The organism is Burkholderia cepacia, assembly GCF_001039005.1.
In the GTDB taxonomy this organism is placed as follows: domain Bacteria; phylum Pseudomonadota; class Gammaproteobacteria; order Burkholderiales; family Burkholderiaceae; genus Burkholderia; species Burkholderia theae.
The window spans coordinates 141,888-164,088 of the sequence record NZ_LDWR01000021.1 but is presented as its reverse complement, the minus strand read 5'-3'; the positions used below and the strand labels follow the sequence as shown (position 1 = coordinate 164,088).

The window sequence follows — 22,201 nt, the reverse complement described above, 5'->3', positions numbered from 1 at the left end:
GCCCGTTTCAGCCAGGCGCGGCGGAGTTCGGCCGCCGGATGGCCGGCCGTTCTCCCGCGCGCCACCGATTGGCGAGGCTGACGGCCATGCCGGCCGTGACGATCGCGATGCCGGCGAGCGCCGGCGCATGCGGCCGTTCGCCGAGCAGCAGCATGGCTTCGAGCGTGGCGAGAAGCGGCATCAACGCGGCGAAGGTCGCACCGATCGCCGGGCCGAGCGCGACGACGGCCTGGCTGAAGCAGTAGAGCGCCAGCACCGACATCAGCACGCCCTGGAAGATCGCCTGCGTGGTGATGGCCGCGACGGGCGCCTGCAGCACGGCGGCGCCGCGCACGGCCAGATAGAGCGGGCAGTAGAGCACCGCGGAGCCGACCGACACGACGGCCGTTGCGTGCAGCGCGCCGGTGGCGGCGCGCTTCGTCGTGACGTTATAGACGGCCCACAGCAGGCCGCCGAGCACGAACAGCGCGAGGGCCGGCAGCCCGATCGCGCCGTGCAGCGCGTCGGACGCGGTCAGCGCGATGCCGGCCAGGATCGTGCCGATGCCGGCGGCCTGCGCGGCGGACAGCCGCTCGTGCGCGACCTGCCGGCCGAGGATGGCCGTGAACGCGATCATGCTGCCCGGCGTCAGCGCGAAATAGCCGACCGGCGCGCGGCTCAATGCCGCCGCGACGGTCAGGATGTAGGGCGCGCCCGCGCCGATCACCATCAGCCCGACCGATGCCGGGCGCAGCGTGCCGAGGCCGCGACGCAGCACGATGGGCAGCAGCAGCGTGCCCGATACGATGAAGCGGATGAACGCGATGTCGTACGCGTCGAGGGCCGCGTGCGTGACGCCGATGCGCGTGACGACCGGAAAACCGCCCCAGATGAGCGCTGCCAGCAATCCGTAGCCGATGCCCGCGAGCCGTTCGTTCCTGTTCATGACCTTTGTCCTTGCCGTGCGGCCGTTGCGAGCCGATAGGTGGCAAGAATGCGGCGTGCTCAGTCATGCGTCCAATATATTATTCGAGCGCGATTAGGTCGTAAAAAGTCTTTATTGAGGCGGGATGATGGGCCGTGGCGGCGAGCGTCAGGACGTCTCCCCGGTCGCAATAAGCGCCGGCAGGCGGCCGGAGCGAAAAGCAGGGTCGGGGATGTCGCCGGTCCGATATATTCACGCAGGAAGACTCCAACGGAACGCCACGGAACCGCCGCCTCGATGAAACGCTCCCACGTCGCTTTCGCCCTCACGGGGCTGCTCGTCGCGCTGCCGATTGCCGCGTATGCGCTCGTCAAGCCGCTGCGCGTCGTCGCGCCCGCACTGATCCCCGGCGTGTCCTGCCCGAGCGCCGACATCTGCACGGACGATGCCGCGAAGCTCGGCGACGCGCAGCAGCTTTATCGCGACGGCTCTGCGCGCGCGGCGGCGGCCGTCGGTGCGTTCCGCGATGCGCCGCGCGTCGTGTTCTGCTCGACGCGCGCGTGCGCCGACGCATTCGGCCTCGGCACGCGCGCGGCGCTGACGCTCGGGAATTTCGGCGTGGTCATCGCGCCGCGCGGCTGGCAGACCTACTTTCTCGCGCATGAACTGATCCATCACCGCCAGGCGGAAGTGCTCGGTAACCTGGCCGTCGTGACCAAGCCGCGCTGGCTGATCGAAGGGATGGCGTATTCGCTCAGCGAAGATCCGCGCCATCCGCTGACCGAGCCGTTCGAAGCGTGGCGCACGCGTTTCGACACGTGGCATGCGGCGCTGGGCGGGCAGCCGCTGTGGGATGCCGCGCGGGCGGTCGAATAGCGCGGCAAGGGCGGCGCGCCACCGCGCGCACCGTTACGCCGGTGCGACCGGATCGGCGCGTGTGCCCGTGAGCGTATCCCGTCCCGCGTCGAGGATCTCGTCAGCCAGCGCGGGATCGGTGCCGGCGATCGCGCGCGACAGCACCAGCGCGCCGACCATCTGGCTGAAGACCGCGAGCGCGTCGCGGCGCGTCTGCGCCGGCGTCGCGCCGTCCGTGGCCACCATCCGCTCCAGCCGGTCGAGATACGTGGCGACGCCGTGCGCGTAGCACGCGCGCGCCGCATCGGTCAGTCGCGGCGCGTCGCCCGCGAAGCCCGACAGCGGGCACCCGGCCTCGACGTTGTCGCGATGCGAGGCCGACAGATAGGACGCCACCTGCGCAGCGACACTGCCGGCGTTCGGCGAATCGGCGCGGTCCTGCATCGCCTTTTCCATCACCGCGGCGACCAGCGCATCCTTCGACTTGAAGTGGTTGTAGAAGCCGCCCTGCGTGAAACCGGCTTCCTTCATCAGCTCGGTCAACCCCACGGCGTCGACGCCGCGCACGCGGAACAGCCGCTCGGCGGCCGCGACGATCGCGCTCCGGTTCTCGGCAGCCTGCTGTCTTGACACGCCCATCGATCCCTCCCTGATTCTGCTGATCGCGTCGATTGAAAAACACAATGTCGATCGCCATTGACATGGTCGAGTCGCGCGAACACAATGCACCGCAAAGACAATGGTGATCGACATTGATATCCAGTGTAGCCGACTTGGCGGGCGGCGCGAAGCGACTGCCGGAGCACGGATGGAAATCGGTCGGCGTCTTTGGCGCCGCTGGGAGGCGGGCAGCGGACGGATCACCGTCCGCCACCGGGGCGCAACGGTTCGATACGCCATGCAATGGCAGCCTGTTTTTTCACCGGATTTCACGCGCGCGGCGAGCCGGCGCGCATGCGATTCATCATGCGAAAGGAAGGATCATGAAGATCGAAGGTGCAGTCGTTTTCGTGACGGGCGCGAACCGCGGGCTCGGGCTCGAGTTCGCGAAGCAGGCGCTCGAAAGAGGCGCACGGAAGGTTTATGCGGCGGCGCGCGATCCGGCCACCGTGACGCTGCCGGGCGTCGTGCCCGTGAAGCTCGACGTGACCGATCCGGCGGCCGTTGCCGCGGCTGCCGACGCGGCGCGCGACGTCACGCTGCTGATCAACAACGCCGGCATCGCGCGGTTCGGCAGCCTGACGGACGACGGTGCGCTCGACGCGTTGCGCGATCACCTGGAAACCAATGTGTTCGGGATGCTGGCGATGTCGCGGGCGTTTGCGGGCACCCTCGCCGGCCATGGCGGCGGCGCGATCCTGAACGTGCTGTCCGTCGCGAGCTGGGTGAACCGGCCGATCCTGTCGGGCTACGGCGTGTCGAAATCGGCCGCGTGGGCGCTGACCAACGGCCTGCGCCATTCGCTGCGCGAACAGCACACGCAGGTCGTCGGGCTGCATGCCGGTTTCATCGACACCGATCTGACGCGCGGCCTCGACGTGCCGAAGGCAACGCCGGCCGACGTCGTGCGCCAGGCCTACGAGGCCATCGAAGCGGGTGCGGAGGAAGTGTCCACCGACGAGTTCACGCGGCAAGTGAAGGCCACGCTGTCGGCGGGTGTCTATCTGGAAGCGCCGGCGCCGCGCTGACGCCGCCGGGAGGCACGGCCCGCCGCCCGCGTTCGCGCGCGGCGGGCCCGGTCCTCAGGCCATCAGGCCGTCGTGTCGATGATGCCCGGGATCTTCACATCCGGGTTCACGTCCGCGTCGTAGTCGACGCCGGCGATCTCGAAGCCGAACAGCCGCAGGAAGTCGGTCTTGTAGCCGGCGAAGTCGGTCAGTTCGTACAGGTTCTCGTTCGTCACGTGATCCCACTGCGCGACGACCTTCCCCTGCACCTGCGGATCGAGTTCCTTGTAGTCCGCGCGCAGGCGGCCTTCTTCGTCGACGTGCGGCGTCGCGCCGTACAGGCTGTCCTTGAGGAGCCCGTACACCTGTTCGATGCAGCCTTCGTGCGTGCCGGTTTCCTTCATCACCTTGAACAGCAGCGACAGGTAGAGCGGCATCATCGGGATCGCCGAGCTCGCCTGCGTGACGACGGCCTTCAGCACCGACACGCGGGCATCGCCGCCGTGCGCGGCCAGCTTGTCGCGGATCGACAGCACCTTCTTGTCGAGATCCTTCTTCGCTTCGCCGATCGAGCCGTTCCAGTAGATGTCGTGCGTGATCTGCTCGCCGAGATACGTGAACGCGGTCGTCTTCGCGCCGTCGGCCAGCACGCCGGCTTCATCGAGCGCGTCGATCCACATCTGCCAGTCCTCGCCGCCCATCACGGCGACGGTGCCGTCGATCTCTTCCTGCGTCGCCGGTTCGAGCGCGACGTCGCGGATCACTTCCTTGTCGGTGTCGAGGCCGCGGAACGTGACCGCCTTGCCGATCGGCTTGAGCGTCGAGCTGATGGTTTCGCCCGTCTTCGGATGCGTGCGGCGCGGTGCCGCGAGGCTGTAGACGACGAGATCGACCTTGCCGAGATCCTGCTTGATGGTGTCGATCGTGACCTGCTTGACCTTGTCGGAGAATGCGTCGCCGTTGATGCTGCGCGCATAGAACCCCTTTTCCGCCGCGAATTTCTCGAACGCGGCGCTGTTGTACCAGCCGGCCGTGCCGGGCTTCGTTTCGCTGCCGGCGCGCTCGAAGAACACGCCGAGCGTGTCCGCGCCCGAGCCGAAGGCGGCCGAGATCCGGGCGGCGAGGCCGTAGCCGGTCGACGCGCCGATCACGAGCACCTTTTTCGGGCCGTTGGCGATCGGGCCGTGCGAAGTCACGTAGTCGATCTGTTCCTTGACGTTGGCTTCGCAGCCGACGGGGTGAGTCGTCACGCAGATGAAGCCACGCACGCGCGGTTTGATGATCATGGAAACCTCATGTTGGAAAGGCAGAAACGGCCTGAAATCGGAAAAATCCCGCGCATTGTAATGGAAGCGGCCGATCGCGGGCGGGCACGGCCGGAAGGTGCCGGATCGTCCGGTTATTTCTCTCTTGACAGAAATAACTGAAATAACTAAATTTCTGGACATGGAACTCACACCGATTGCCGAACGATTCATTCTCCACTGGGGCGAAATGGGCTCGCGGTGGGGCGTCAACCGAACCGTCTCGCAGATCCACGCGCTGCTCTATCTGGCCGGCCGGCCGATCGCGGCCGACGAGATCGCCGAGACGCTCAACGTCGCGCGCTCCAACGTCAGCACGAGCCTGAAGGAGCTGCAGGCGTGGCGGCTCGCGAAGGTCGTGCATGTGCTGGGCGACCGCCGCGACCATTTCGAGACGTCGACCGACATCTGGGAACTGTTCAAGCTGATCGTCGAAGGGCGGCGGCAGCGCGAGATCGAGCCGACGCTCACGGTGCTGCGCGATTGCCTGACGAGCCCCGAGATCGCCAACGAGAGCCGCGAGACCGAACAGCGCATCCGCGACACGCTGCAGTTCGTCGAGACGCTCACGACCTGGTCGGACGAGATGCTGCGGCTCAAGCCCGATACGCTGATGAAGGCGCTCGGCATCGGCGCGAAGATCAGCCAGACGGTCAGGCGCAAGTCGTCGAAGTAAGTGGGACAGGGAATGCGGGCAGACAGCCCGCTTTTTTCGGGGTTGTTATTTCTGTCATTACAGAAATAACTGTAAAGAGAGGATGAAAATGAACGCAGTCTTGCCGTCGACCGGCCAGGGCGACCGCACCGGGGAACGCAGCATGACCGTCCTCGTGTGCGGTGCGAACGGCTTCATCGGGCGGGCGGTGTGCACGCAGCTCGAAGCCGGCGGCCATCGCGTGCTGCGCGGCGTGCGTCGTGCGGCCGGCCCGCGTGACGTCGCGATCGATTTCGCGAAGGACGTCGATCCCGAATCGTGGCTCGCGCGGCTGGATGGCGTCGACGTGGTGATCAACGCGGTCGGCATCCTCGCCGATCGACGCGGCGCGACGCTCGACGCCGTGCATCGCGCCGCGCCGTGCGCGCTCTTCACCGCGTGCTGCCGTGCGCGCGTACGGCGCGTGATCCAGATTTCGGCACTCGGTGTCGAGCGCGGCGATACGCGCTACTTCGCAAGCAAGTACGCGGCCGATCGTTTCCTGCAGACGCTGCCGATCGACTCGCGGATCGTGCGTCCCGCGCTCGTCTACGGCGCGTCCGGCACGTCGGCGCGGTTTTTCCGGATGCTTGCGAGCCTGCCCGTGCATGTCCTGCCGGCGGGCGGCCATCAGCGGCTGCGCCCCGTGCACGTCGACGATCTCGCCGAACTGGTCGCGCGGCTCGTTGATTCGCCGGCGGCCGGTAGCCCGGTGATCGACGTGGTCGGCAGCGACGAAGTCGAATACCGCGGGATGCTGGCTCGCTATCGCGCCGCGCTGGGGTTTCTGCCGGCTGCCGGCGTGACGCTGCCGGGCCCGCTGGCCGGCGCGGCGGCCGTGCTGCTCGGTGCGCTGCCGGGCGCGATATTCACGCGCGACACGTGGACGATGCTGCGCGGCGGGAACACCGGCGATCCGGCGGCCGCCACGGCCGTGCTCGGCCGGCCGCCGCGCGGCATCGACGGTTTCATCGGCGCGGACGCCGCCAGGCTGCGCAGCGACGCGCTCGCGATGTGGCGGCGCCCGTTGCTGCTGGGCGCGCTCGCGATCGTCTGGATCTGGACGGCTATCGCCAGCGCGTTCATCCATCCGCTGGACGCGAGCCTCGCGCTGCTCGCCCCCGCGCACCTGACGGGGCTGCCTGCGCTGATCGCGCTTTATGCGGCGAGCGCGCTGGACTTCGCGTTCGGCATCGCGACCGTCGTCGCGCCGTCGCGTCGCCTGTGGGTCGCGCAAGCCGCGCTGATCGTCGCGTACTCGGCCGTCATCGCGGTCACGATGCCCGGCCTGCTGGCCGAACCGTTCGGCCCCGTGCTCAAGAACGTGCCGATTCTCGCCATCCTGTTGATCCTGTTTTCAGAAGAAGAACACGCATGAATACCTATCTCGTCATCAAGGCGCTGCATATCCTGTCCTCGGTGCTGCTGGTCGGCACGGGGTTCGGCACCGCGTTCTACCTGTTCTTCGCGAACCGCACGCGGTCGGTGCCCGCGATCGCGGCCGTGTCGCGGCTCGTCGTGCGCGCGGACTGGTGGTTCACGACGCCGGCCGTGATCTTCCAGCCGGCATCCGGGCTGTGGCTCGCGCACACGGCCGGCTGGCCGTGGCATACGCCTTGGCTCTTCGCGTCGATCGTGCTGTATGCGATCGCCGGCGCGTGCTGGCTGCCGGTCGTGTGGCTGCAGATCGAACTCGCCGCGATGGCGAAGCTCGCGCATGCGAACGGCACCGCCGCGTTGCCGGAGCGGTACTGGCGCTATGCGAAGCGCTGGGAACTGCTCGGTTATCCGGCGTTCTTCGCGATGCTGTCCGTCTACTTCCTGATGGTGCTCAAGCCGATGTGAGCGTGTTGCCGCTGCGCCAGTGTGGCGTGCGGCGCATCCGAAAGCAGTCGAACGATCGATTCATGATGCTTGAGATAAAAAGAAGGAGTGCAAATCATGAACACAAGTGAACTGGTGCTGTACTTCGACGGGCGGTGTCCGTTATGCGTCGCGGAAATGCGGCGTCTCGAGGCCTGGAATACACGACACCAGCTGGCGTTCGTCGATATCGCCGAGCCGGGTTTCGATCCCGCCCCGCTGGGGGCCGACCTGCGCGCGCTGAACCGCGAACTGCATGCGCGGCTGCCTGACGGACGCATGCTGACCGGCGTGGACAGCATCTTCGCTGCCTATACGCTGGTCGGGCGCAGCTGGCTCGTGTGGCCGCTGCGCGTGCCGGCCATGCGCGACGCGCTCGCACCGCTGTATCGACGCTTCGCACGCAACCGGCATGCCGTTTCGCGCTGGCTTGGCTATCACGCCGAAGCGCGCTGCGACGGGCAGGCGTGCGGTATCGGCAACGCCGTCGAAAGCACGGCGGCGCCCCGGCCCGTGCACGACAACGCGCGCCGCATCGTCGTGAGCTGGATGTACGGCGCGGCGATCGTGCATCTGCTTGTCGGCGCGGCCGTTCCGTGGATTGCCGGCGCGTCGTTCGCCGACGCGTATCACCGCGCCATCGAGCTGCATTTCTGGGCAGGCGCGGCGCCCGAACCGGCGCGCGCCCAGCAGATCTGGTGGATGTCGCTGATCGGCGCGACGGTGCAGTGCGCGTCGGTCTGGATGCTGGCGCTCGTCCATCTCGGCAACCGGCTGCGCACGCGCGAAGTGTGGGGATGGCTGCTGGCCGGCCTGTTGATCTGGGCGCCGCAGGACTTGCTGTTTTCATTTCAGGCCCGTGTATGGGGCCACGTGGCGATCGACGCGGCCGCACTGGTCGCGATGGCTCCGCCGCTTGTCTGGCTGTGGAGGAGGGATACAGCATGAACACCTTGCCTGCCTTCAATTGGGCGCTCAACCTGCTGATCGTGCAGGGCGCGATGGGCGCATTCGATACGCTCTATCACCACGAACTCACGCAGGACCTGCCGCACAGCCCGCGCGCGCGGCTCGAACTGGCGATTCATGCGGTGCGTTCCGTGCTCTACGGTCTCGTATTCGCGTCGATCGCGAATGTCGCCTTTCACGGCGCATGGGTCGCGGCCATCGCGGCGGTGGTCCTCGTCGAAGTGGTGCTGACGTTGTGGGATTTCGTCGTCGAGGACCAAAGCCGCAAGCTGCCGGCGACCGAGCGCGTGCTGCACACGCTGCTGGCCGTCAACGGTGGCGCGCTGTTCGGGATGCTCGCGATGCAGTTGGCCGTGTGGGCACACGCGCCGACCGGGCTGCATGCGATCGACCTCGGCTGGCGCGGCTGGCTGCTCAGCCTGTTTGCCGTCGGCGTAACGGTGTCGGGTCTCCGCGACGGGATGGCCGCCTGCCGTATCGCGCGACGCGTTCCGGTTGCCAATCCGTTCGCGGGGCAGCCGCCCGGCAGCGTGCTCGTCACCGGCGGCACGGGCTTCATCGGCGAAACCCTTGTGAACCAGTTGCTCGATGCGGGGCATGTGGTCACGTTGCTGGCGCGCGATCCGCTGCGCGCGGCTTACCAGTTTCACGGCCGCGTGCGCAGCGTGACGTCCGTCGAGCAGTTGCAGCCGCACGAGCGTTTCGACACGGTGATCAATCTTGCGGGTGCGCCGGTGCTGGGCGCGCGCTGGAGCAAGCGCCGTCGCGCACTGCTGCTCGCCAGCCGCGCAGGCGTCACGCAGTCGCTGATGCGCTGGGTCGAGACCGCCGACGTCAAGCCGCGCACGTGGATCCAGGCCTCCGCGATCGGCTACTACGGCGTGCGTCCGGCCGACGAACGGCTCGACGAGGGCAGCAGCGCCGGCACCGGCTTCATGTCCGAGCTGTGCCGGCAGTGGGAACGGTCCGCGCAGCCGCTCGCGCGCCATGGGGTGCGCTCGGTGGTGCTGCGGCTGGGCGTCGTGTTCGGCCCCGGCGGCGCGTTGCGCCCGATGCTGCTGCCGCATTACTTCGGGATGGGCGGACGATTCGGCGACGGCGCGCAGGTGATGAGCTGGATTCACCGGGACGATGTGCTGCGGATCATCGCGCGCGCGATGTCGAACCCGGGCATGCGCGGCGTGTACAACGCGGTGGCGCCCGGTGCGTTGACCCAGCGCGAGTTCGTGCAGGTCGTCACGAAGGTGCTGCGCCGCCCCGCATGGCTGCACGTGCCGGCCGCGCCGCTGCGCGTCGCGATGGGCGAGATGGCCGAGCTGCTGCTGGACGGGCAGCGCGTGATGCCTGCGCGGCTGCATCAGGACGGATTCATGTTCCGGTTCCCGACTGCCGAGCATGCGCTACGCGACCTGACGAACCGGCCGCATGGCGATTTTGCGCACCGGGCCTGTCGTTTGCCGCAGGGTCGTGTATAAATTCGACGTGAACGCGTCCGAGACGTTTCATACGATCCAGGCGCTCCGCATCCGACCTCACAAGGAGACTGCATGCTGCACATCCTCGGCAAGATCCCGTCCATCAACGTTCGCAAGGTGCTGTGGCTGTGCACCGAGCTGAACCTGCCGTTCGAACAGGAAGACTGGGGCGCGGGCTTTCGTACGACCAACGATCCGGCCTATCTCGCGCTGAATCCGAACGCGCTCGTGCCCGTCATCAAGGATGACGATTTCGTGCTCTGGGAATCGAACACGATCATCCGCTACCTCGCGAACCGCTATGGCGATGACGCGCTCTATCCGGCCGAGCCGCGGGCGCGCGCGCGGGTCGATCAATGGATCGACTGGCAGGGCGCGGACCTGAACCGTTCGTGGATCGGCGCGTTCCTCGGCCTCGTGCGGAAATCGCCCGATCATCAGGATCCGGCGACGATCGCGCAGTCGATCGCGGGCTGGACGAAGCACATGCGCGTGCTGAACGCGCATCTCGAATCGACCGGTGCGTTCGTGGCCGGCGACAGCTTCACGCTCGCGGACATTCCGATCGGCCTGTCGGTGAACCGCTGGTTCGGCACGCCGTTCGAGCATCCGGATTTCCCGGCGGTGTCGCGCTATATCGAACGTCTTGCGACGCGCGAGGGCTTCAAGACCTACGCGGGCAGCGCGAATCCGTGATGCATCGCAGGTAATGCGCGACGCGGCGGCGCGATGGCTGCCGCCGCGTCGCGGCCGTCACGCGCCGGGCGCCGGCACGGCGTCGAGCACGCGTGCGAGAAACGCCTCGTGATTCCACGCGGATTCCGGCCGCGACAGCCCGAGCCGCACGACCACCAGTTGGCGGCTCGGCACCACGCTGACGAACTGGCCTTCATGGCCGACCGCATGAAACGCGTCGGCCGGCATCGCAGCCGCATGCGGATCGCGATCGTTGAACGGCTCCGGCACCTTGACCCACAGCTGCGCGCCGAATTCCTGGCGCGTCGATAGCGGCGTCGCGCGCGTCAGATAGTGCACCCAGCCCGCCGGCAGCAGCCGCTGCCCGTTCCACACACCATCCTGCAGCAGAAACTGTCCGAAGCGCGCCCAGTCGCGCGCGCTCGCATACATGTACGACGGGCTGACCAGCGTACCGGACGCGTCGGGCTCGAACACCGCGCTGCGCATGTCGAGCGGCGCGAACAGCGCGCGGCGCGGAAACGCGAGGTAGTCGTTCTCGCTGCCGCCCAGCGCCTCGCGCATCACGCGCGCAACGATCGCGCTCGTGCCGCTCGAGTAGTACCACCGCGTGCCGGGTGTCGCGGCGAGCGGCTTCGCCGATGCGAACCGCGCGGTATCGGGTTGCGTGAACAGCATCACGGCGACGTCGGACAGCGGGTCGTCGTAGTCCTCGTTGAATTGCAGGCCGCTCGTCATCCGCAGCAGCTCGTCGAGCGTGATGGCCGCGCGCGGGTCGCCGCTGCCGCGCCATTCCGGCAGCAGCGCCGATGCATCGGGCGACAGCTTGTGTTGCGCGACGAGCGTGCCGGCCAGCGCGGCCGTCACGGTCTTCGTCATCGACCAGCCGGGCAGCGGCGTGTCGGCCGTGAAGCCGGGTGCATAGCGTTCGGCGATCACCTGGCCGCGCCACATCACGACGACCGCCCGCGTGCGCCGCGGCCGTGCCGGATCGGGCTCGTCGAACGCGCGGTCGAGCGCGGTCTGCAGTTTGTGCGCGTCGATGCCGGTGGGCGGTACGGCCGGTGCCGGCTGCGCGGCTGGCGGATCGGGGAGGGGCGGCAACGCGGCCGGTAATGTCGCCGGTAAGGTGGCCGGCAACGCGCCGGGCGACGGCCCGAGCGCGAGCGTGCAGCCGAGTCCGGGCCGGAAGTCGGCTTCGCGCTCGGCGAAGCCGGCGAAGGTTGCCACCGCACGATGATGGTCGGGATCGAGCGACGGGCGCACCAGTTTCAGCAGCGGATGCACGCCGGCCATGATGTCGACGTCGATCACGGAGGCGGCCGGGCGGCCCGATACGAACACGCCCGAACACAGTGTCTTCGCGGCGTAGCCGGTGGCGATCGGCGCGAGTTGCGACAGCATGTAGCCGGCATAACCGGCCGCGGCGAGCAGCACGACGGCCGTGCCGCGCAGGATCAACGTCTTGATGGGTGTCGTCATGCGCGGGCGTCCTCGGTTGTCTGCGGGCGGGCCATGAACCGGCAGTGTCGCAGGTTCGGGCAAGCGATGGCAATCGCGGGTGCTTGTTACGCCGGGGGGCGTCGGTCGGGCGGAGGTTGCCCGGCGTGTGTGAATCGTATGTGTCGATCGCGCATGTGAACGGGCCGCATGTGGCCCGTTCACACGGTGCGTCATTGCGCGTTGTTGTTGTCCGAACGCAGTGTCCAGACCGTCGCGGTATTCGTGTTGTCGTCGACGGCCGCAAATTGCGTCTGGCCTTTGCTGCCTTGCCCGAACGCAAGGCCGAATGCCGAGCCCGGCGCGGTATCGACCTGCATCTGCGCGACGAAGCGCCCGTCCACCGTGAATTCGACGATCTCGCTCGGTTGCAGCGGGTCGGGGTTGACCGCGTCGCCGTTCGCGGTCACGAGATGGCCGTTCGGCGCGAGCGCCAGCGCGAGCGGGCCGTGCAGGTGCTTGGCGTCGAAGTAGATCATCCGTCCGACGCCGCCGTCGTGTTTCGTCGACGCGGCGTTCTGGATCGCGAACACCGCGTTGTCACCCGTGGACGCGACATACAGGACGTCGACGTTCGGGTCGTACGCGAGGCCGGTCGGGCCGACGACAAGCGCATTGGGATCGGTCCGGTTCACGTAGCCCGACGCGATGATGCGCGAGCCCGGCAGCATCGTGACGCCGTCGTTGCCGATCGCCAGTTCGATCCGTGCGACCGTCCCGTTCAGTACGTTCGACACGAAGGCGGTCACGCGCTGGCCGCGATCGATCACGGTCATGTCCCACGGCCCGTCGAGCAGCGTGGCGCTGACCAGCTGCGTGACGAGATTGCCCGCCGGATTGATGACGAGCAGCGAACCCGGCGCGGCGACGGTCTTGCCGTCCGGCGTCGGCACGTTGCCGACCAGCACGAAGCCGCTGCGCAGCACCGTGAGCGCGGTCGTCAGGCCCAGGTTGCTGCCGTGGAAGAACGTCGCCGGCGTATTGCCGGGCGACAGCTTCACGATCGTCGTGCCGGTGCCTTGCAGGTTCGACGCCGCGTTGAAGTTCGACACGACGACGTCACCCGGTTTCAACGTGCTCCAGGTCGGCACGCCGCGCGGCACGAACGCGATGCCGTACGGATTGAGATCGCCGTTGGCGGGCACGGTCGATGCGGTGACCGACGAAACCGGCAGGATGATGTCGTTGCCGCCGGCCCACGCGAACGTCGACGACAAGGCGGCCAGCCCGGCGGCGCACGCCGCACGGCGTAACGTGCGCGCGATCGCGTGCGACGTGCGCGCGAACACCGGTGGGTGCGCGGCGAAGACGGTCGAAGCGGGTGAGCGACAGGAAGGGAGAGGGTCCATGGCATGACTCCGGTTGATGAACGCGAGCAGTCATCCCGGCTGCCGGCCAGCACAGCCGACGGGTGTCCGGCGCCGGTTCGCGATCTTGCTGCGTGAACCCACGCTCGAAATAAACGGATGGCGACGGCGGTTTATTCCATCCGGTTGCGCTCGTTGCATGCGCACCGGCAGCCATTGTTCGCTGCAATACAGACACGACCTGACACGTTGAAATCCTGCCCGTCGAAGGTCGATAATCGTCCGGCATCGAACGCTCACCCATTCCAACCGTTATCGGAAAACGCCATGTCCTACGACAACAACAACCCGTTCGCGAAAATCCTGCGCGGCGAACTGCCGTGCGTGAAGGTCGCGGAAGACGACGCAACCCTCGCGATCATGGATCTCATGCCGCAGGCCGACGGTCACGTGCTCGTGATCCCGAAGGAGCCGGCCGCGCAGATCTTCGATCTGTCGGGCGACGCGGCCGCGGCCGGCATCCGCATGACGCAGCGCGTCGCGGCGGCCGTGCGCGCGGCGCTCGAGCCGGACGGCGTGTTCATCGGCCAGTTCAACGGCGCGGCGGCCGGCCAGACGGTCCCGCACGTGCACTTCCACGTGATCCCGCGCTGGGAAGGCGCCGAGCTGCGGATGCATGCACGCGACATCGCCGACGCGGCGACGCTCGAATCGATCGCCCAGCGTATTCGCGCGCGTTTCGTGTAACGGCGCGTTCGCGTGCGGCGCGGCGACGGCGCACATGCCGGCTGTCGCGCTGCAGCGGTCTGTTTCGGCGGTCACGCGAAGTAACACCTGTAACCGCCGGCGAAACTCTGCGCGGCAAGCCCGGCGCTAGACTCCGCGCATTACTTCATCGAGCGACAGGAAGAGCGGATCGCCTCTTCGCGCCGGCCGCCGCCTCCCGCGGCGGTGTGGTCTCCGCTAGGTGTCATTCGTCTTTCGCGCCGGGAATCGAGCCATGTCCAGACTTCTCATCACGCTTGCCCTGATCGGCGGCCTGTCCGGCTGCTACGTCGCGCCGCCGTACGGCTACTACGCACCCGCGCCGGCCTATTACGGCTACGCGCCGGCGTATTACGCGCCGCCCGTCAGCGTCGGGATCGGCGGCAACTTCCGCATCCGCTGATCCTGCACCGGGCGTGACCCGGGCCGCACCGGTCCGGGCCGCCGCCTTGCGCCGGACGAGTCGCGCGGGTTCGCGCGCCGCATGACGACGGCGCGCTGCGCGGCGTGCGCGCGGTTCCTATACTTCACAGGAAAGCGCATCCCGGCGAGGCAGCCATGTCAGTCACCCGCAAGGTCGCAGTCGTGTCGGGCGTATCCACGCTCGTCTATCTCGGGCTCGCCGTGCTCGGCAGCGGCGGGTTCGCCGCGTTCTTCTCGCATCCGCCGCTGACCGTGGTGGTCGTCGCGACGTTCGTGATGGCCGCTGCCGCGATGTTCACCGAAGGCAACCTGAGCGCCGGCGAGCGCGAGAACCGCGACAACCGCTGGGTGCTCGCGGCGTTCGCGGTGAGCGGGTTCCTGCTCGCGTACCTGCCCGCGCTGACCGACCGGCTCGATGTCTGGACCTTCGGCGGCGATGCGGTGCGATGGTTCGGCGTCGTGCTGTACATCGCGGGCGGTGCGTTGCGCATCTGGCCCGTGTTCGTGCTCGGCAAACGCTTCAGCGGGCTCGTCGCGATCCAGCCGGGCCATACGCTCGTGACCGACGGCATCTACCGCCGCATCCGCAATCCGAGTTATCTCGGCCTGCTCGTCAACTCGGTCGGCTGGGCGCTGGCGTTCCGCTCCAGTGTCGGCGTGCTGCTGGTCGTACTGATGATGGTGCCGCTCGTCGCGCGCATCCGTTCCGAAGAGGCGCTGCTGCGTTCTCAATTCGGGGCCGAATATGACGCGTATTGCGCGCGGACCTGGCGGTTGCTGCCCGGCGTGTACTGACCCCCTCATCTCGCCCCGACCGGCATTTCGGTGCGCGCTCACGGCGCGTGCCCGATGTGTTGCCACGTGTGTCTCAAACGTGCGACGCCACGTGTCGCCGGCCTGTCGTTCCGCACCGCCAGATTCCTGCCGAAGCCAATGCCGGCGCGGGTTTTCGGAGATCCCGGGGTCGCCGTTCGACGTCCGTTATTCGTAAACAACTTGTTACCAGAATGTCCACGGCAACGGTGCGGGACCGGTGCTATTCTTCGCCGCAAGCTCAATGAAATGAATTGGTCCGGGGTTCGGCACAATGCCTGAACCGACGTCGATCGATTCAGATCGTCGTACCGAGCGGACCTTCGATAACCAGATTGCGAACAAGGAAGAATACGGGAATGTGGAAGAAAATCGCCCCCGCTCTCGTCGTCGCCGCGCTGACCGGCACGACTGCACTGCCGGCATTGGCAGGTGACTTGAATAACGCGCTTGGCGGCGCGCTCGGCGGGGTAGCCGGCGCAGCGGTCGGCGGCGCGGTCGGTGGCAGCACCGGCTCGGTAATCGGCGGCGCCATCGGCGGCGGCGCGGGTGGCGCGGTGACGTCGAACCGTCGCGAGCGCACCGGCGCGATCATCGGCGGCGCACTCGGCGGCGGCGCAGGTACCGCGGCGGGCAACGCGATGGGCGGCCGAACGGGCGGCCTGCTGGGCGCAGCGGTCGGCGGCGGCGCGGGTGCGGCGCTCGGCGGCAACATGTCGCGCAGCTCGTACGAACGCGATTACGGCGATCGCGGTTATCGCGGCGATCGCGGCGATCGCGGCTATCGTCGCCACAAGCATCATCACCACCGCGACTGGGACTGATCGCCGCTGGCGCGGCACGGTGCGCGACCCGCGCACCGCCGCGCCGACGGCGTCGGCACCCGACGCGAGAATCGGCCCGGCGGCCTGCCGGGCCGCCATCGCCGGCCAGACCGGCGACCCTTTCCGGCTTCATCAGCCGCTGCCATGTGCCCGATCGACGGGCCGGCCATTTCCCCCTCGTCGTATTTCCCCGCTTCCCGACCCTACCGCCTGCCGCGCCTGAGTGCGCCTGCGCAGATCCGCGAACGCCATCCATTTTCCGTTCGCGTTCGTCGCGTCAATCCGTTCCGGCAAGGTGAAGGTTTGCATCGGGAGCGGAGCCACCCGCACCCGAGCGCACATCGACCGTTTGCCATCCGCGTAACCAGATGTATCGCGACCTGCATCGCGCCGCCGGTATGGCTGCGATCGGAGGCGCCGCATCGATCGTCCCGGTGCTTCGTGTGCAATACGCCGGCCGTCAGGATTTCCCTGATATGCAGGCCGCCGCGCCAAGCCGTTTCACCGCGCATCGCGGGTGCCGGCAGGTAGTGGGAAATCGAATGGATATCATCGCAACATTTAATTGGTCGCTGGCGATCGACTTCGCTATCGTCAACGATGCCCGCGTACGGAGTCGAACCGTGCCGTCAGCCGCACACCTCGCCGCCTGTCGCGAGTTCCGCGGCGCGGCCGCCGGACCCACAAGCATGGGCCGCCGCGTCCGATGAACCGGACGGACCCGTCGCGACGCCTGGCCGACCGAACGAAGGCGCATGCGCTTTCAAGCCACCCCGGCAACGATGTCCCGCCGCCGCATGCGCGCCCCACGCGCCTGCAAGCCGCCCGATGCCGTTTGCGCCAGGGGCCGGACCAACCCATTGCCTGGATGCACTATGTCTAAGACAACGTATTACGCGCCGCATGGCGGCCACCCGCCGCAGACCGATCTGCTGACCGATCGCGCGATGTTCACCGAGGCGTACGCGGTGATCCCGAAGGGGGTGATGCGCGACATCGTCACGAGCTGGCTGCCGTTCTGGACGAACACGCGCCTGTGGGTGATCGCTCGCCCGCTGTCGGGTTTCGCCGAAACCTTCTCGCAGTACATCGTCGAAGTGAACCCGGGCGGCGGCAGCGACAAGCCCGAGCAGGACAAGAACGCCGAAGCCGTGCTGTTCGTCGTCGAAGGCGAAGCCGAGCTGACGCTGCAGGGCAAGAAGCACGTGCTGAAGCCGGGCGGCTACGCATTCATTCCGCCGGGCGCGGACTGGACGCTGCACAACGTCAGCGATGCCGCGGTGCGTTTCCATTGGGTCCGCAAGCATTACCAGGTCGTCGACGGCATTCCGCTTCCCGAAGCCTTCGTGACCAACGAGCAGGACGTCGAGCCGATCCCGATGCCGGGCACCAACGGCGCGTGGGTGACGACGCGTTTCGTCGACATGAGCGACATGCGCCACGACATGCACGTGAACATCGTGACGTTCGAGCCGGGCGGCGTGATTCCGTTCGCCGAAACGCACGTGATGGAGCATGGCCTGTATGTGCTCGAAGGCAAGGCCGTCTATCGCCTGAACCAGGACTGGGTCGAGGTCGAAGCGGGCGATTTCATGTGGCTGCGCGCGTTCTGCCCGCAGGCATGCTATTCGGGTGGCCCTGGCCGCTTCCGCTACCTGCTGTACAAGGATGTGAACCGTCACATGAACCTGACGCTGAACCCCGCGCGCTAAGCGCCGCGCCAGCAGTCGAATGCGAAAGCCCGCCGGTGCATTCTGGCGGGCTTTGACGAGATGGTCAGCCTGACCGAGGCAGCCCGATTCAGCGTACGCTGATCGGGCTGTTTCCTTTCCGGGAGATCATCACGGTCACGCGCGTGCGACGCCCGTTGCGATACGTCACGGCTTCCCGTTGATCGCGGTCAGATATCGCGCGAGGTCGTCGATCGCCTCGGGCGGCAACGGCGCGCCATAGACCGCACGCATCTTGATGACCTCCGCCTTCCACTCCTGGAACGACAGCAGCGGTTGCCGGGTCACCATGTCGACCGAATGGCAGATCAGGCAATGCAGGTTCGCGAGATCGGCGCCCGGGCCGGGCGGAAACTTCTGCGTATCGCCGGGCAACGCGACCTCGACCGTTCCGGTCGGCGCGGCGCGCGCCGTCTTGCCCGTTTCCGCCATTGCGGCGCCTCCCGCGCAGGTCACCGCTGCGAGCAGGATCGCGGCACACGTCTTCATCATGATCGGCTCCTCACGCGACGAATACATGCGTCGTTTCGACCACGTTGCGCATGTAGCCGGCCGGATTCCAGTTCGGCGTGTCCGGCTGCTCGACGCCGCCGTCGTTGATCGCCTTGACCTGCAACACGGCCTGTCCGGCGCGGTGTGGCGTGAACTGCGCCTCCCAGCGGCGCAAGCTGTACTTGCCGTAGTCCTTCCCGAGGCGCGCCGTCGCCCAGGACGCGCCGCCATCATGGGAGAACAGTACCTTGCGCACGCCCGTGTCGCCGCCGAACGCGATGCCCCGGACCGTCTGCGGCCGGTCCAGCGCGATCACGGCGCCGTCGTCGAGGTTGGTGATGAACGATCGCGGCACCATCCGGCTGATCGGCACGGTCTTGACGCCGGCCTGCCCGGGCTGAATGCTCGCGTGCGGCGTGTCGGGAATCTGATAGGCCTTCGCCATCCAGAAATTGTCGTCGCGCCGGTCGATGACCTCGATGTCGTTCAGCATCTTCACCCAGTACGTCGAATACCAGCCCGGCACGACGAGGCGCAGCGGGAAGCCGTTGAGCAGCGGCAGCGGCTGCCCGTTCATCCCGAACGCGACGATCACTTCGCCGTCCCGCGCGCGGTCGACGTCGAGCGCCTTGATGAAGGACGGCGTGGCGGGCAGCACGCCCTTGTCCAGGCCGTTGAAGCGGACCTGCACCGCGCCCGCCTTCACGCCCGCCCGATCGAGGATGTCCTTGAGCCGCACGCCGGTCCAGCGCGCGTTGCCCATTGCGCCGTTGCCCCATTCGCCGCCGGCGACGCGGGGCTTGAAGAAGCCGCGCGAATTGCCGGCGCACTGATTGACGGCGGCGACTTCGACGCGCGGAAAGCCGCTCATGAGGTCGCGCAGGCTCAGTTCGAGCGGGCGGTCGACGAGCCCGTGCACGGCGAGCCGGAACGCGCCGGCGTCGATCCGCGCCGGGATGTTGGCGAGGTGCCATCGCACGAAGAACCGGTCGTTCGGCGTGAATACGCCGTCATCGAACACGGAGAAAGGTGTTTCGAGCAGCGGGGGGCGGATGCGCACCAGCAGCATTTCGCCCTTTTGCGGAAAGTCGTGGGTCAGTTCGCGCAGCCCGTTCTCGAACGGCAGCGTGACCGCGTCGGCCGCGCATGCGCGGCGATACCAGCTTGCGCCGACGGCCAGCAGGCCGCCAGCGGCGGCGGCCCGCATCAGGTGACGGCGCCGTGGATCATGTGGGTCTGCCATGACGACTCCCTCGTTTGCCGATCTGTCTGCCGAACCCGCGATCGCGCGCGGCTGCCAAAACGCCGGATCATGCGCGGCCGATGACCCGAGATTTCATGATAGGCGCAATCCGGCGCGATATCGGGCCGGATGGGGTTCACGCGTGGAAGCGGTGCAGCAACGGCCGCCGGGCCTCGGTCGCGCCGCGCATTCCCGCTCGGGTTCCCCCGTGCGTCGCTCGTCGCTTCCCGTCAGCGGCGACGTGCCGTGAACGAGTCCCCAGCCTCCCTTCATCCCGCGGTCGCAAGATCCGGTCGGGCACCCGTCACGTGATCGCCTGCGGCATGCCGCCGCTCGGCTGGCGCGACCTGTATCACCGTGCGCGACGTCGATCAGGTCCGCGCCCTACGCGAGACGCGCGAACGGTTCGGGCACGCTTTCCTAAATAAAATTTAGCCAGCCAAACTTTGGCTAAAGAATGTTCCGGTTTCGCGTCATCCCTTCGACAATGCGCGCCTTCCGTGACCGGTCGGCGTCAATCGCGCGCCGGCCGTCGCGGCATCGAAGAAGGAGCCCGACATGACCGACCACACCGCATCCCCTCCGCCGCAACCCGCGCCGCCGCGCCGCCGACGCGTGTGGCGCACACTCGCGGGCGCGCTGCTCGGCCTGACGCTCGCGTGCGCGGGCATCGGCGCGTGGACGATCCAGCGCATCTGGGCGCAGTTGCCGTCCGTCGAGCACCTGGCCGTCTATCGTCCGGCGCTGCCGCTGCGGATCTTCTCGCGCGATGGCGACCTGCTGGCCGAATACGGCGTCGAGCGGCGCGAGTTCGTGCCGCTCGAACGCATCCCGCCGCTGATGCGGCATGCGCTGCTCGCCGCCGAGGACGCGAAGTTCTACCAGCACGGCGCGGTCGATGTCGGCGGCCTCGCGCGCGCGACGTTCGCGAACGTCGTGACGGGGCAGCCGGGGCAGGGCGGCAGCACGATCACGATGCAGGTCGCGCGCAACTTCTACCTGACGCGCGACAAGGTGCTGAGCCGCAAGCTCGCCGAGATCCTGATGGCAGCCAAGCTCGAACGCGAATACAGCAAGGACAAGCTGCTCGAGCTGTACATGAACGAGATCTATCTGGGCGAGCGCGCGTACGGTTTCGCGGCGGCCGCGAACGTGTATTTCGGCAAGCCGCTCGACGCGTTGAGCGCAGGCGAGGCGGCCGTGCTCGCGGGGTTGCCGAAGGCGCCGTCCGCGTTCAACCCGGTCGTCAATCCGGCGCGCGCGACCGCGCGGCGCAACTATGTGCTCGGGCGGATGCATGCGCTCGGCCAGCTCGACGACGCGACCTACCGCGCGGCCGTCGATGCGCCGATCGCGCTGGCGACCACGCCGCCGCCCGGCATCATCGCCGCGCCGTACGTTGCCGAGCGCGCACGTCGGATGATGGTCGAGCGCTTCCACGACGACGCTTATACGCTCGGCCTCGACGTGACGACGTCGATCTCGATGCGCGACCAGCGCGCGGCCGAAGCCGCGCTCGAGCGCACGCTGAGCCGGCAGCCACGCGCGAAGCGCGATGCGCGCAACGGACTCGAAGGCGCACTCGTGTCGCTCGACGCGGCGACGGGCGACATGCTCGCGCTCGTCGGCGGCGCGGATTTCAGCCGCAACGTGTTCGACCATGCGCTGCAGGCGTACCGCCAGCCGGGCTCGAGCTTCAAGCCGTTCGTCTATTCGGCGGCGCTGGAGAAGGGCTATTTCCCGGGTGTGCTCGTCGACGATACGCAGCGCACGCTCACGCGTGCGGAAACCGGCGCGCAGCCGTGGCGTCCGCGCAATTTCGGCAACCGCTACGAGGGTTTCATTCCGGTGCGGCGCGGGCTCGTGCGCTCGAAGAACCTGGTCGCGGTCAGCCTGATGCAGGCCACCGACGCACGCTACGTGCAGCAGCACGCGGTGCATTTCGGATTCGACGCGCAGCGCAATCCGGCATCGCTGCCGCTCGCGCTCGGCGCGGGCGCGGTGACGCCGCTCGAACTCGCGAGCGCCTACAGCGTGTTCGCGAACGGCGGGACGCGGATGGAGCCGCGCCTGATCCTGTCGGTGAAGCAGCGCCATGGCGGCGCGATGTACGAAGCAACGGCACCGGCGGGCGAGCGTGTCGTGTCGGCCCGCAACGCATTCGTGATGGACAGCATGCTGCGCGACGTCGTGCGGGCCGGCACCGCGCGCGGCGCGCTCGCGCTGCGCCGCGACGACGCGGCCGGCAAGACGGGCACGTCGAACGGATCGAAGGATGTGTGGTTCGCCGGCTACTCGTCGGGCATCGTCGCGGTCGCGTGGCTCGGTTACGACACGCCGCGCCCGATGGGGCGCGCGACCGGCGCGACGCTGGCGCTGCCGGTGTGGCTCGACTACATGAAGGCGGCCGTCGACGGGCGCACGCCGGTCGCTGCGACGCCGCCGCAGGACGTCGCGCTCATCGACGGCGACTTCGTCTACGCCGAATACACGCGCGGCACGTGCACGGCCGATGTGCCGCCGTACATCCGCAGCCGTTTCGCATGCGGCGGCGCGCAGGCGGTGGATGCGCCGGATACGCCGGCCGGCGACGGCAAGCCCGACGAGCCGATGCCCGCGGCAGTAGACGCGGCCGAGCGCGAACGCGTGCTCGACCTGTTCCGGACCGACGACTGAC

Annotated in this window: 22 protein-coding genes and 1 pseudogene; 16 read left to right on the top strand and 7 right to left on the bottom strand. The window is 68.0% G+C overall.

What is annotated here, in order from left to right; all coding sequences use genetic code 11:
- Positions 1 to 7: 7 nt before the first annotated feature.
- The gene (locus tag VL15_RS13095; protein ID WP_053077633.1) at positions 8 to 925 is read right to left on the bottom strand and encodes a DMT family transporter; all 918 of its coding nucleotides are present in this window, start codon (positions 923 to 925) and stop codon (positions 8 to 10) included.
- Between the two features lie 276 nt (positions 926 to 1,201).
- On the opposite strand from VL15_RS13095, the gene VL15_RS13090 reads away from it, so the two are divergent.
- Positions 1,202 to 1,780, top strand: a complete 579-nt coding sequence (locus VL15_RS13090) for a membrane protein (protein ID WP_048245981.1) — start codon at positions 1,202 to 1,204, stop codon at positions 1,778 to 1,780.
- 33 nt (positions 1,781 to 1,813) lie between these two features.
- Here the strand turns inward: VL15_RS13090 and VL15_RS13085 are convergent, their stop codons facing one another.
- Positions 1,814 to 2,398, bottom strand: a complete 585-nt coding sequence (locus tag VL15_RS13085; RefSeq protein ID WP_048245980.1) for a TetR/AcrR family transcriptional regulator — start codon at positions 2,396 to 2,398, stop codon at positions 1,814 to 1,816.
- A gap of 344 nt (positions 2,399 to 2,742) precedes the next feature.
- On the opposite strand from VL15_RS13085, the gene VL15_RS13080 reads away from it, so the two are divergent.
- On the top strand, positions 2,743 to 3,447 hold the full coding sequence (locus VL15_RS13080; protein ID WP_048245979.1) for an SDR family oxidoreductase: 705 nt from the start codon (positions 2,743 to 2,745) through the stop codon (positions 3,445 to 3,447).
- A gap of 62 nt (positions 3,448 to 3,509) precedes the next feature.
- Here the strand turns inward: VL15_RS13080 and fabV are convergent, their stop codons facing one another.
- Positions 3,510 to 4,712: an enoyl-ACP reductase FabV gene (gene fabV / locus VL15_RS13075; protein ID WP_048245977.1), complete on the bottom strand. Its 1,203-nt coding sequence runs from the start codon at positions 4,710 to 4,712 to the stop codon at positions 3,510 to 3,512.
- Between the two features lie 160 nt (positions 4,713 to 4,872).
- Here fabV and VL15_RS13070 point away from each other — a divergent pair, with 160 nt between their 5' ends.
- From VL15_RS13070 to VL15_RS13045, 6 genes are all read left to right on the top strand, one after another.
- Positions 4,873 to 5,406: a GbsR/MarR family transcriptional regulator gene (locus tag VL15_RS13070; RefSeq protein WP_048245976.1), complete on the top strand. Its 534-nt coding sequence runs from the start codon at positions 4,873 to 4,875 to the stop codon at positions 5,404 to 5,406.
- 88 nt (positions 5,407 to 5,494) lie between these two features.
- Positions 5,495 to 6,802, top strand: a complete 1,308-nt coding sequence (locus tag VL15_RS13065) for an SDR family oxidoreductase (protein ID WP_048245974.1) — start codon at positions 5,495 to 5,497, stop codon at positions 6,800 to 6,802.
- Positions 6,799 to 7,269: a DUF2269 family protein gene (locus tag VL15_RS13060; RefSeq protein ID WP_048245972.1), complete on the top strand. Its 471-nt coding sequence runs from the start codon at positions 6,799 to 6,801 to the stop codon at positions 7,267 to 7,269. The genes VL15_RS13065 and VL15_RS13060 overlap by 4 nt, the downstream gene beginning before the upstream one ends.
- A 96-nt stretch (positions 7,270 to 7,365) precedes the next feature.
- Positions 7,366 to 8,235 (top strand): thiol-disulfide oxidoreductase DCC family protein, encoded by an 870-nt coding sequence (locus tag VL15_RS13055; protein WP_048245970.1) that lies wholly within the window; start codon positions 7,366 to 7,368, stop codon positions 8,233 to 8,235.
- A complete protein-coding gene (locus VL15_RS13050) occupies positions 8,232 to 9,731 on the top strand; it encodes a TIGR01777 family oxidoreductase (protein ID WP_048245969.1) in 1,500 nt (499 codons plus the stop codon). Before VL15_RS13055 ends, VL15_RS13050 begins: the two co-directional genes overlap by 4 nt.
- Positions 9,732 to 9,803: 72 nt before the next feature.
- On the top strand, positions 9,804 to 10,427 hold the full coding sequence (locus VL15_RS13045) for a glutathione S-transferase family protein (RefSeq protein ID WP_048245968.1): 624 nt from the start codon (positions 9,804 to 9,806) through the stop codon (positions 10,425 to 10,427).
- A 57-nt stretch (positions 10,428 to 10,484) separates the two neighbouring features.
- Here VL15_RS13045 and VL15_RS13040 read toward each other — a convergent pair whose 3' ends face one another.
- On the bottom strand, positions 10,485 to 11,909 hold the full coding sequence (locus tag VL15_RS13040) for a serine hydrolase domain-containing protein (RefSeq protein ID WP_048245967.1): 1,425 nt from the start codon (positions 11,907 to 11,909) through the stop codon (positions 10,485 to 10,487).
- A 191-nt stretch (positions 11,910 to 12,100) separates the two neighbouring features.
- Positions 12,101 to 13,276: a hypothetical protein gene (locus VL15_RS13035; protein ID WP_196319581.1), complete on the bottom strand. Its 1,176-nt coding sequence runs from the start codon at positions 13,274 to 13,276 to the stop codon at positions 12,101 to 12,103.
- 285 nt (positions 13,277 to 13,561) lie between these two features.
- On the opposite strand from VL15_RS13035, the gene VL15_RS13030 reads away from it, so the two are divergent.
- The 6 genes from VL15_RS13030 (at position 13,562) to VL15_RS13015 (ending at position 17,771) form a co-directional block, all read left to right on the top strand.
- Positions 13,562 to 13,981 carry an HIT family protein gene (locus VL15_RS13030; protein ID WP_048245966.1) on the top strand — a complete coding sequence of 140 codons (420 nt, stop codon included), beginning with the start codon at positions 13,562 to 13,564 and terminating at the stop codon, positions 13,979 to 13,981.
- Positions 13,982 to 14,234: 253 nt separating this feature from the next.
- On the top strand, positions 14,235 to 14,402 hold the full coding sequence (locus tag VL15_RS42675; RefSeq protein ID WP_193099666.1) for a hypothetical protein: 168 nt from the start codon (positions 14,235 to 14,237) through the stop codon (positions 14,400 to 14,402).
- Between the two features lie 155 nt (positions 14,403 to 14,557).
- Positions 14,558 to 15,217, top strand: coding sequence for a methyltransferase family protein (locus tag VL15_RS13025; RefSeq protein WP_048245964.1), 660 nt, complete (start codon positions 14,558 to 14,560; stop codon positions 15,215 to 15,217).
- A 377-nt stretch (positions 15,218 to 15,594) separates the two neighbouring features.
- Positions 15,595 to 16,059: a hypothetical protein gene (locus VL15_RS13020; protein WP_048245963.1), complete on the top strand. Its 465-nt coding sequence runs from the start codon at positions 15,595 to 15,597 to the stop codon at positions 16,057 to 16,059.
- Between the two features lie 368 nt (positions 16,060 to 16,427).
- Positions 16,428 to 16,769 (top strand): hypothetical protein, encoded by a 342-nt coding sequence (locus VL15_RS41930; protein WP_155420200.1) that lies wholly within the window; start codon positions 16,428 to 16,430, stop codon positions 16,767 to 16,769.
- Between the two features lie 165 nt (positions 16,770 to 16,934).
- On the top strand, positions 16,935 to 17,771 hold the full coding sequence (locus tag VL15_RS13015) for a bifunctional allantoicase/(S)-ureidoglycine aminohydrolase (RefSeq protein WP_048245961.1): 837 nt from the start codon (positions 16,935 to 16,937) through the stop codon (positions 17,769 to 17,771).
- 165 nt (positions 17,772 to 17,936) lie between these two features.
- Here the strand turns inward: VL15_RS13015 and VL15_RS13010 are convergent, their stop codons facing one another.
- Complete coding sequence (locus VL15_RS13010) at positions 17,937 to 18,281, bottom strand: hypothetical protein (RefSeq protein WP_053077636.1); 345 nt, start codon at positions 18,279 to 18,281, stop codon at positions 17,937 to 17,939.
- 10 nt (positions 18,282 to 18,291) lie between these two features.
- Positions 18,292 to 19,524, bottom strand: coding sequence for a molybdopterin-dependent oxidoreductase (locus tag VL15_RS13005; RefSeq protein ID WP_053077632.1), 1,233 nt, complete (start codon positions 19,522 to 19,524; stop codon positions 18,292 to 18,294).
- A gap of 188 nt (positions 19,525 to 19,712) precedes the next feature.
- Here VL15_RS13005 and VL15_RS43790 point away from each other — a divergent pair.
- Positions 19,713 to 19,904: pseudogene (locus VL15_RS43790) on the top strand (hypothetical protein); the annotation flags it as partial.
- 178 nt (positions 19,905 to 20,082) lie between these two features.
- A complete protein-coding gene (locus VL15_RS13000; protein WP_048245960.1) occupies positions 20,083 to 22,200 on the top strand; it encodes a penicillin-binding protein 1A in 2,118 nt (705 codons plus the stop codon).
- Position 22,201 lies beyond the last annotated feature (1 nt).

Bases quoted from the DNA above. Each gene is read 5' to 3' on its own strand.
- VL15_RS13095 (WP_053077633.1), bottom strand. From the start codon at position 925: ATGAACAGGAACGAACGGCTCGCGGGCATCGGCTACGGATTGCTGGCA.
- VL15_RS13090 (WP_048245981.1), top strand. From the start codon at position 1,202: ATGAAACGCTCCCACGTCGCTTTCGCCCTCACGGGGCTGCTCGTCGCG.
- VL15_RS13085 (WP_048245980.1), bottom strand. From the start codon at position 2,398: ATGGGCGTGTCAAGACAGCAGGCTGCCGAGAACCGGAGCGCGATCGTC.
- VL15_RS13080 (WP_048245979.1), top strand. From the start codon at position 2,743: ATGAAGATCGAAGGTGCAGTCGTTTTCGTGACGGGCGCGAACCGCGGG.
- fabV (WP_048245977.1), bottom strand. From the start codon at position 4,712: ATGATCATCAAACCGCGCGTGCGTGGCTTCATCTGCGTGACGACTCAC.
- VL15_RS13070 (WP_048245976.1), top strand. From the start codon at position 4,873: ATGGAACTCACACCGATTGCCGAACGATTCATTCTCCACTGGGGCGAA.
- VL15_RS13065 (WP_048245974.1), top strand. From the start codon at position 5,495: ATGAACGCAGTCTTGCCGTCGACCGGCCAGGGCGACCGCACCGGGGAA.
- VL15_RS13060 (WP_048245972.1), top strand. From the start codon at position 6,799: ATGAATACCTATCTCGTCATCAAGGCGCTGCATATCCTGTCCTCGGTG.
- VL15_RS13055 (WP_048245970.1), top strand. From the start codon at position 7,366: ATGAACACAAGTGAACTGGTGCTGTACTTCGACGGGCGGTGTCCGTTA.
- VL15_RS13050 (WP_048245969.1), top strand. From the start codon at position 8,232: ATGAACACCTTGCCTGCCTTCAATTGGGCGCTCAACCTGCTGATCGTG.
- VL15_RS13045 (WP_048245968.1), top strand. From the start codon at position 9,804: ATGCTGCACATCCTCGGCAAGATCCCGTCCATCAACGTTCGCAAGGTG.
- VL15_RS13040 (WP_048245967.1), bottom strand. From the start codon at position 11,909: ATGACGACACCCATCAAGACGTTGATCCTGCGCGGCACGGCCGTCGTG.
- VL15_RS13035 (WP_196319581.1), bottom strand. From the start codon at position 13,276: ATGGACCCTCTCCCTTCCTGTCGCTCACCCGCTTCGACCGTCTTCGCC.
- VL15_RS13030 (WP_048245966.1), top strand. From the start codon at position 13,562: ATGTCCTACGACAACAACAACCCGTTCGCGAAAATCCTGCGCGGCGAA.
- VL15_RS42675 (WP_193099666.1), top strand. From the start codon at position 14,235: ATGTCCAGACTTCTCATCACGCTTGCCCTGATCGGCGGCCTGTCCGGC.
- VL15_RS13025 (WP_048245964.1), top strand. From the start codon at position 14,558: ATGTCAGTCACCCGCAAGGTCGCAGTCGTGTCGGGCGTATCCACGCTC.
- VL15_RS13020 (WP_048245963.1), top strand. From the start codon at position 15,595: ATGTGGAAGAAAATCGCCCCCGCTCTCGTCGTCGCCGCGCTGACCGGC.
- VL15_RS41930 (WP_155420200.1), top strand. From the start codon at position 16,428: ATGTATCGCGACCTGCATCGCGCCGCCGGTATGGCTGCGATCGGAGGC.
- VL15_RS13015 (WP_048245961.1), top strand. From the start codon at position 16,935: ATGTCTAAGACAACGTATTACGCGCCGCATGGCGGCCACCCGCCGCAG.
- VL15_RS13010 (WP_053077636.1), bottom strand. From the start codon at position 18,281: ATGATGAAGACGTGTGCCGCGATCCTGCTCGCAGCGGTGACCTGCGCG.
- VL15_RS13005 (WP_053077632.1), bottom strand. From the start codon at position 19,524: ATGGCAGACCCACATGATCCACGGCGCCGTCACCTGATGCGGGCCGCC.
- VL15_RS13000 (WP_048245960.1), top strand. From the start codon at position 20,083: ATGACCGACCACACCGCATCCCCTCCGCCGCAACCCGCGCCGCCGCGC.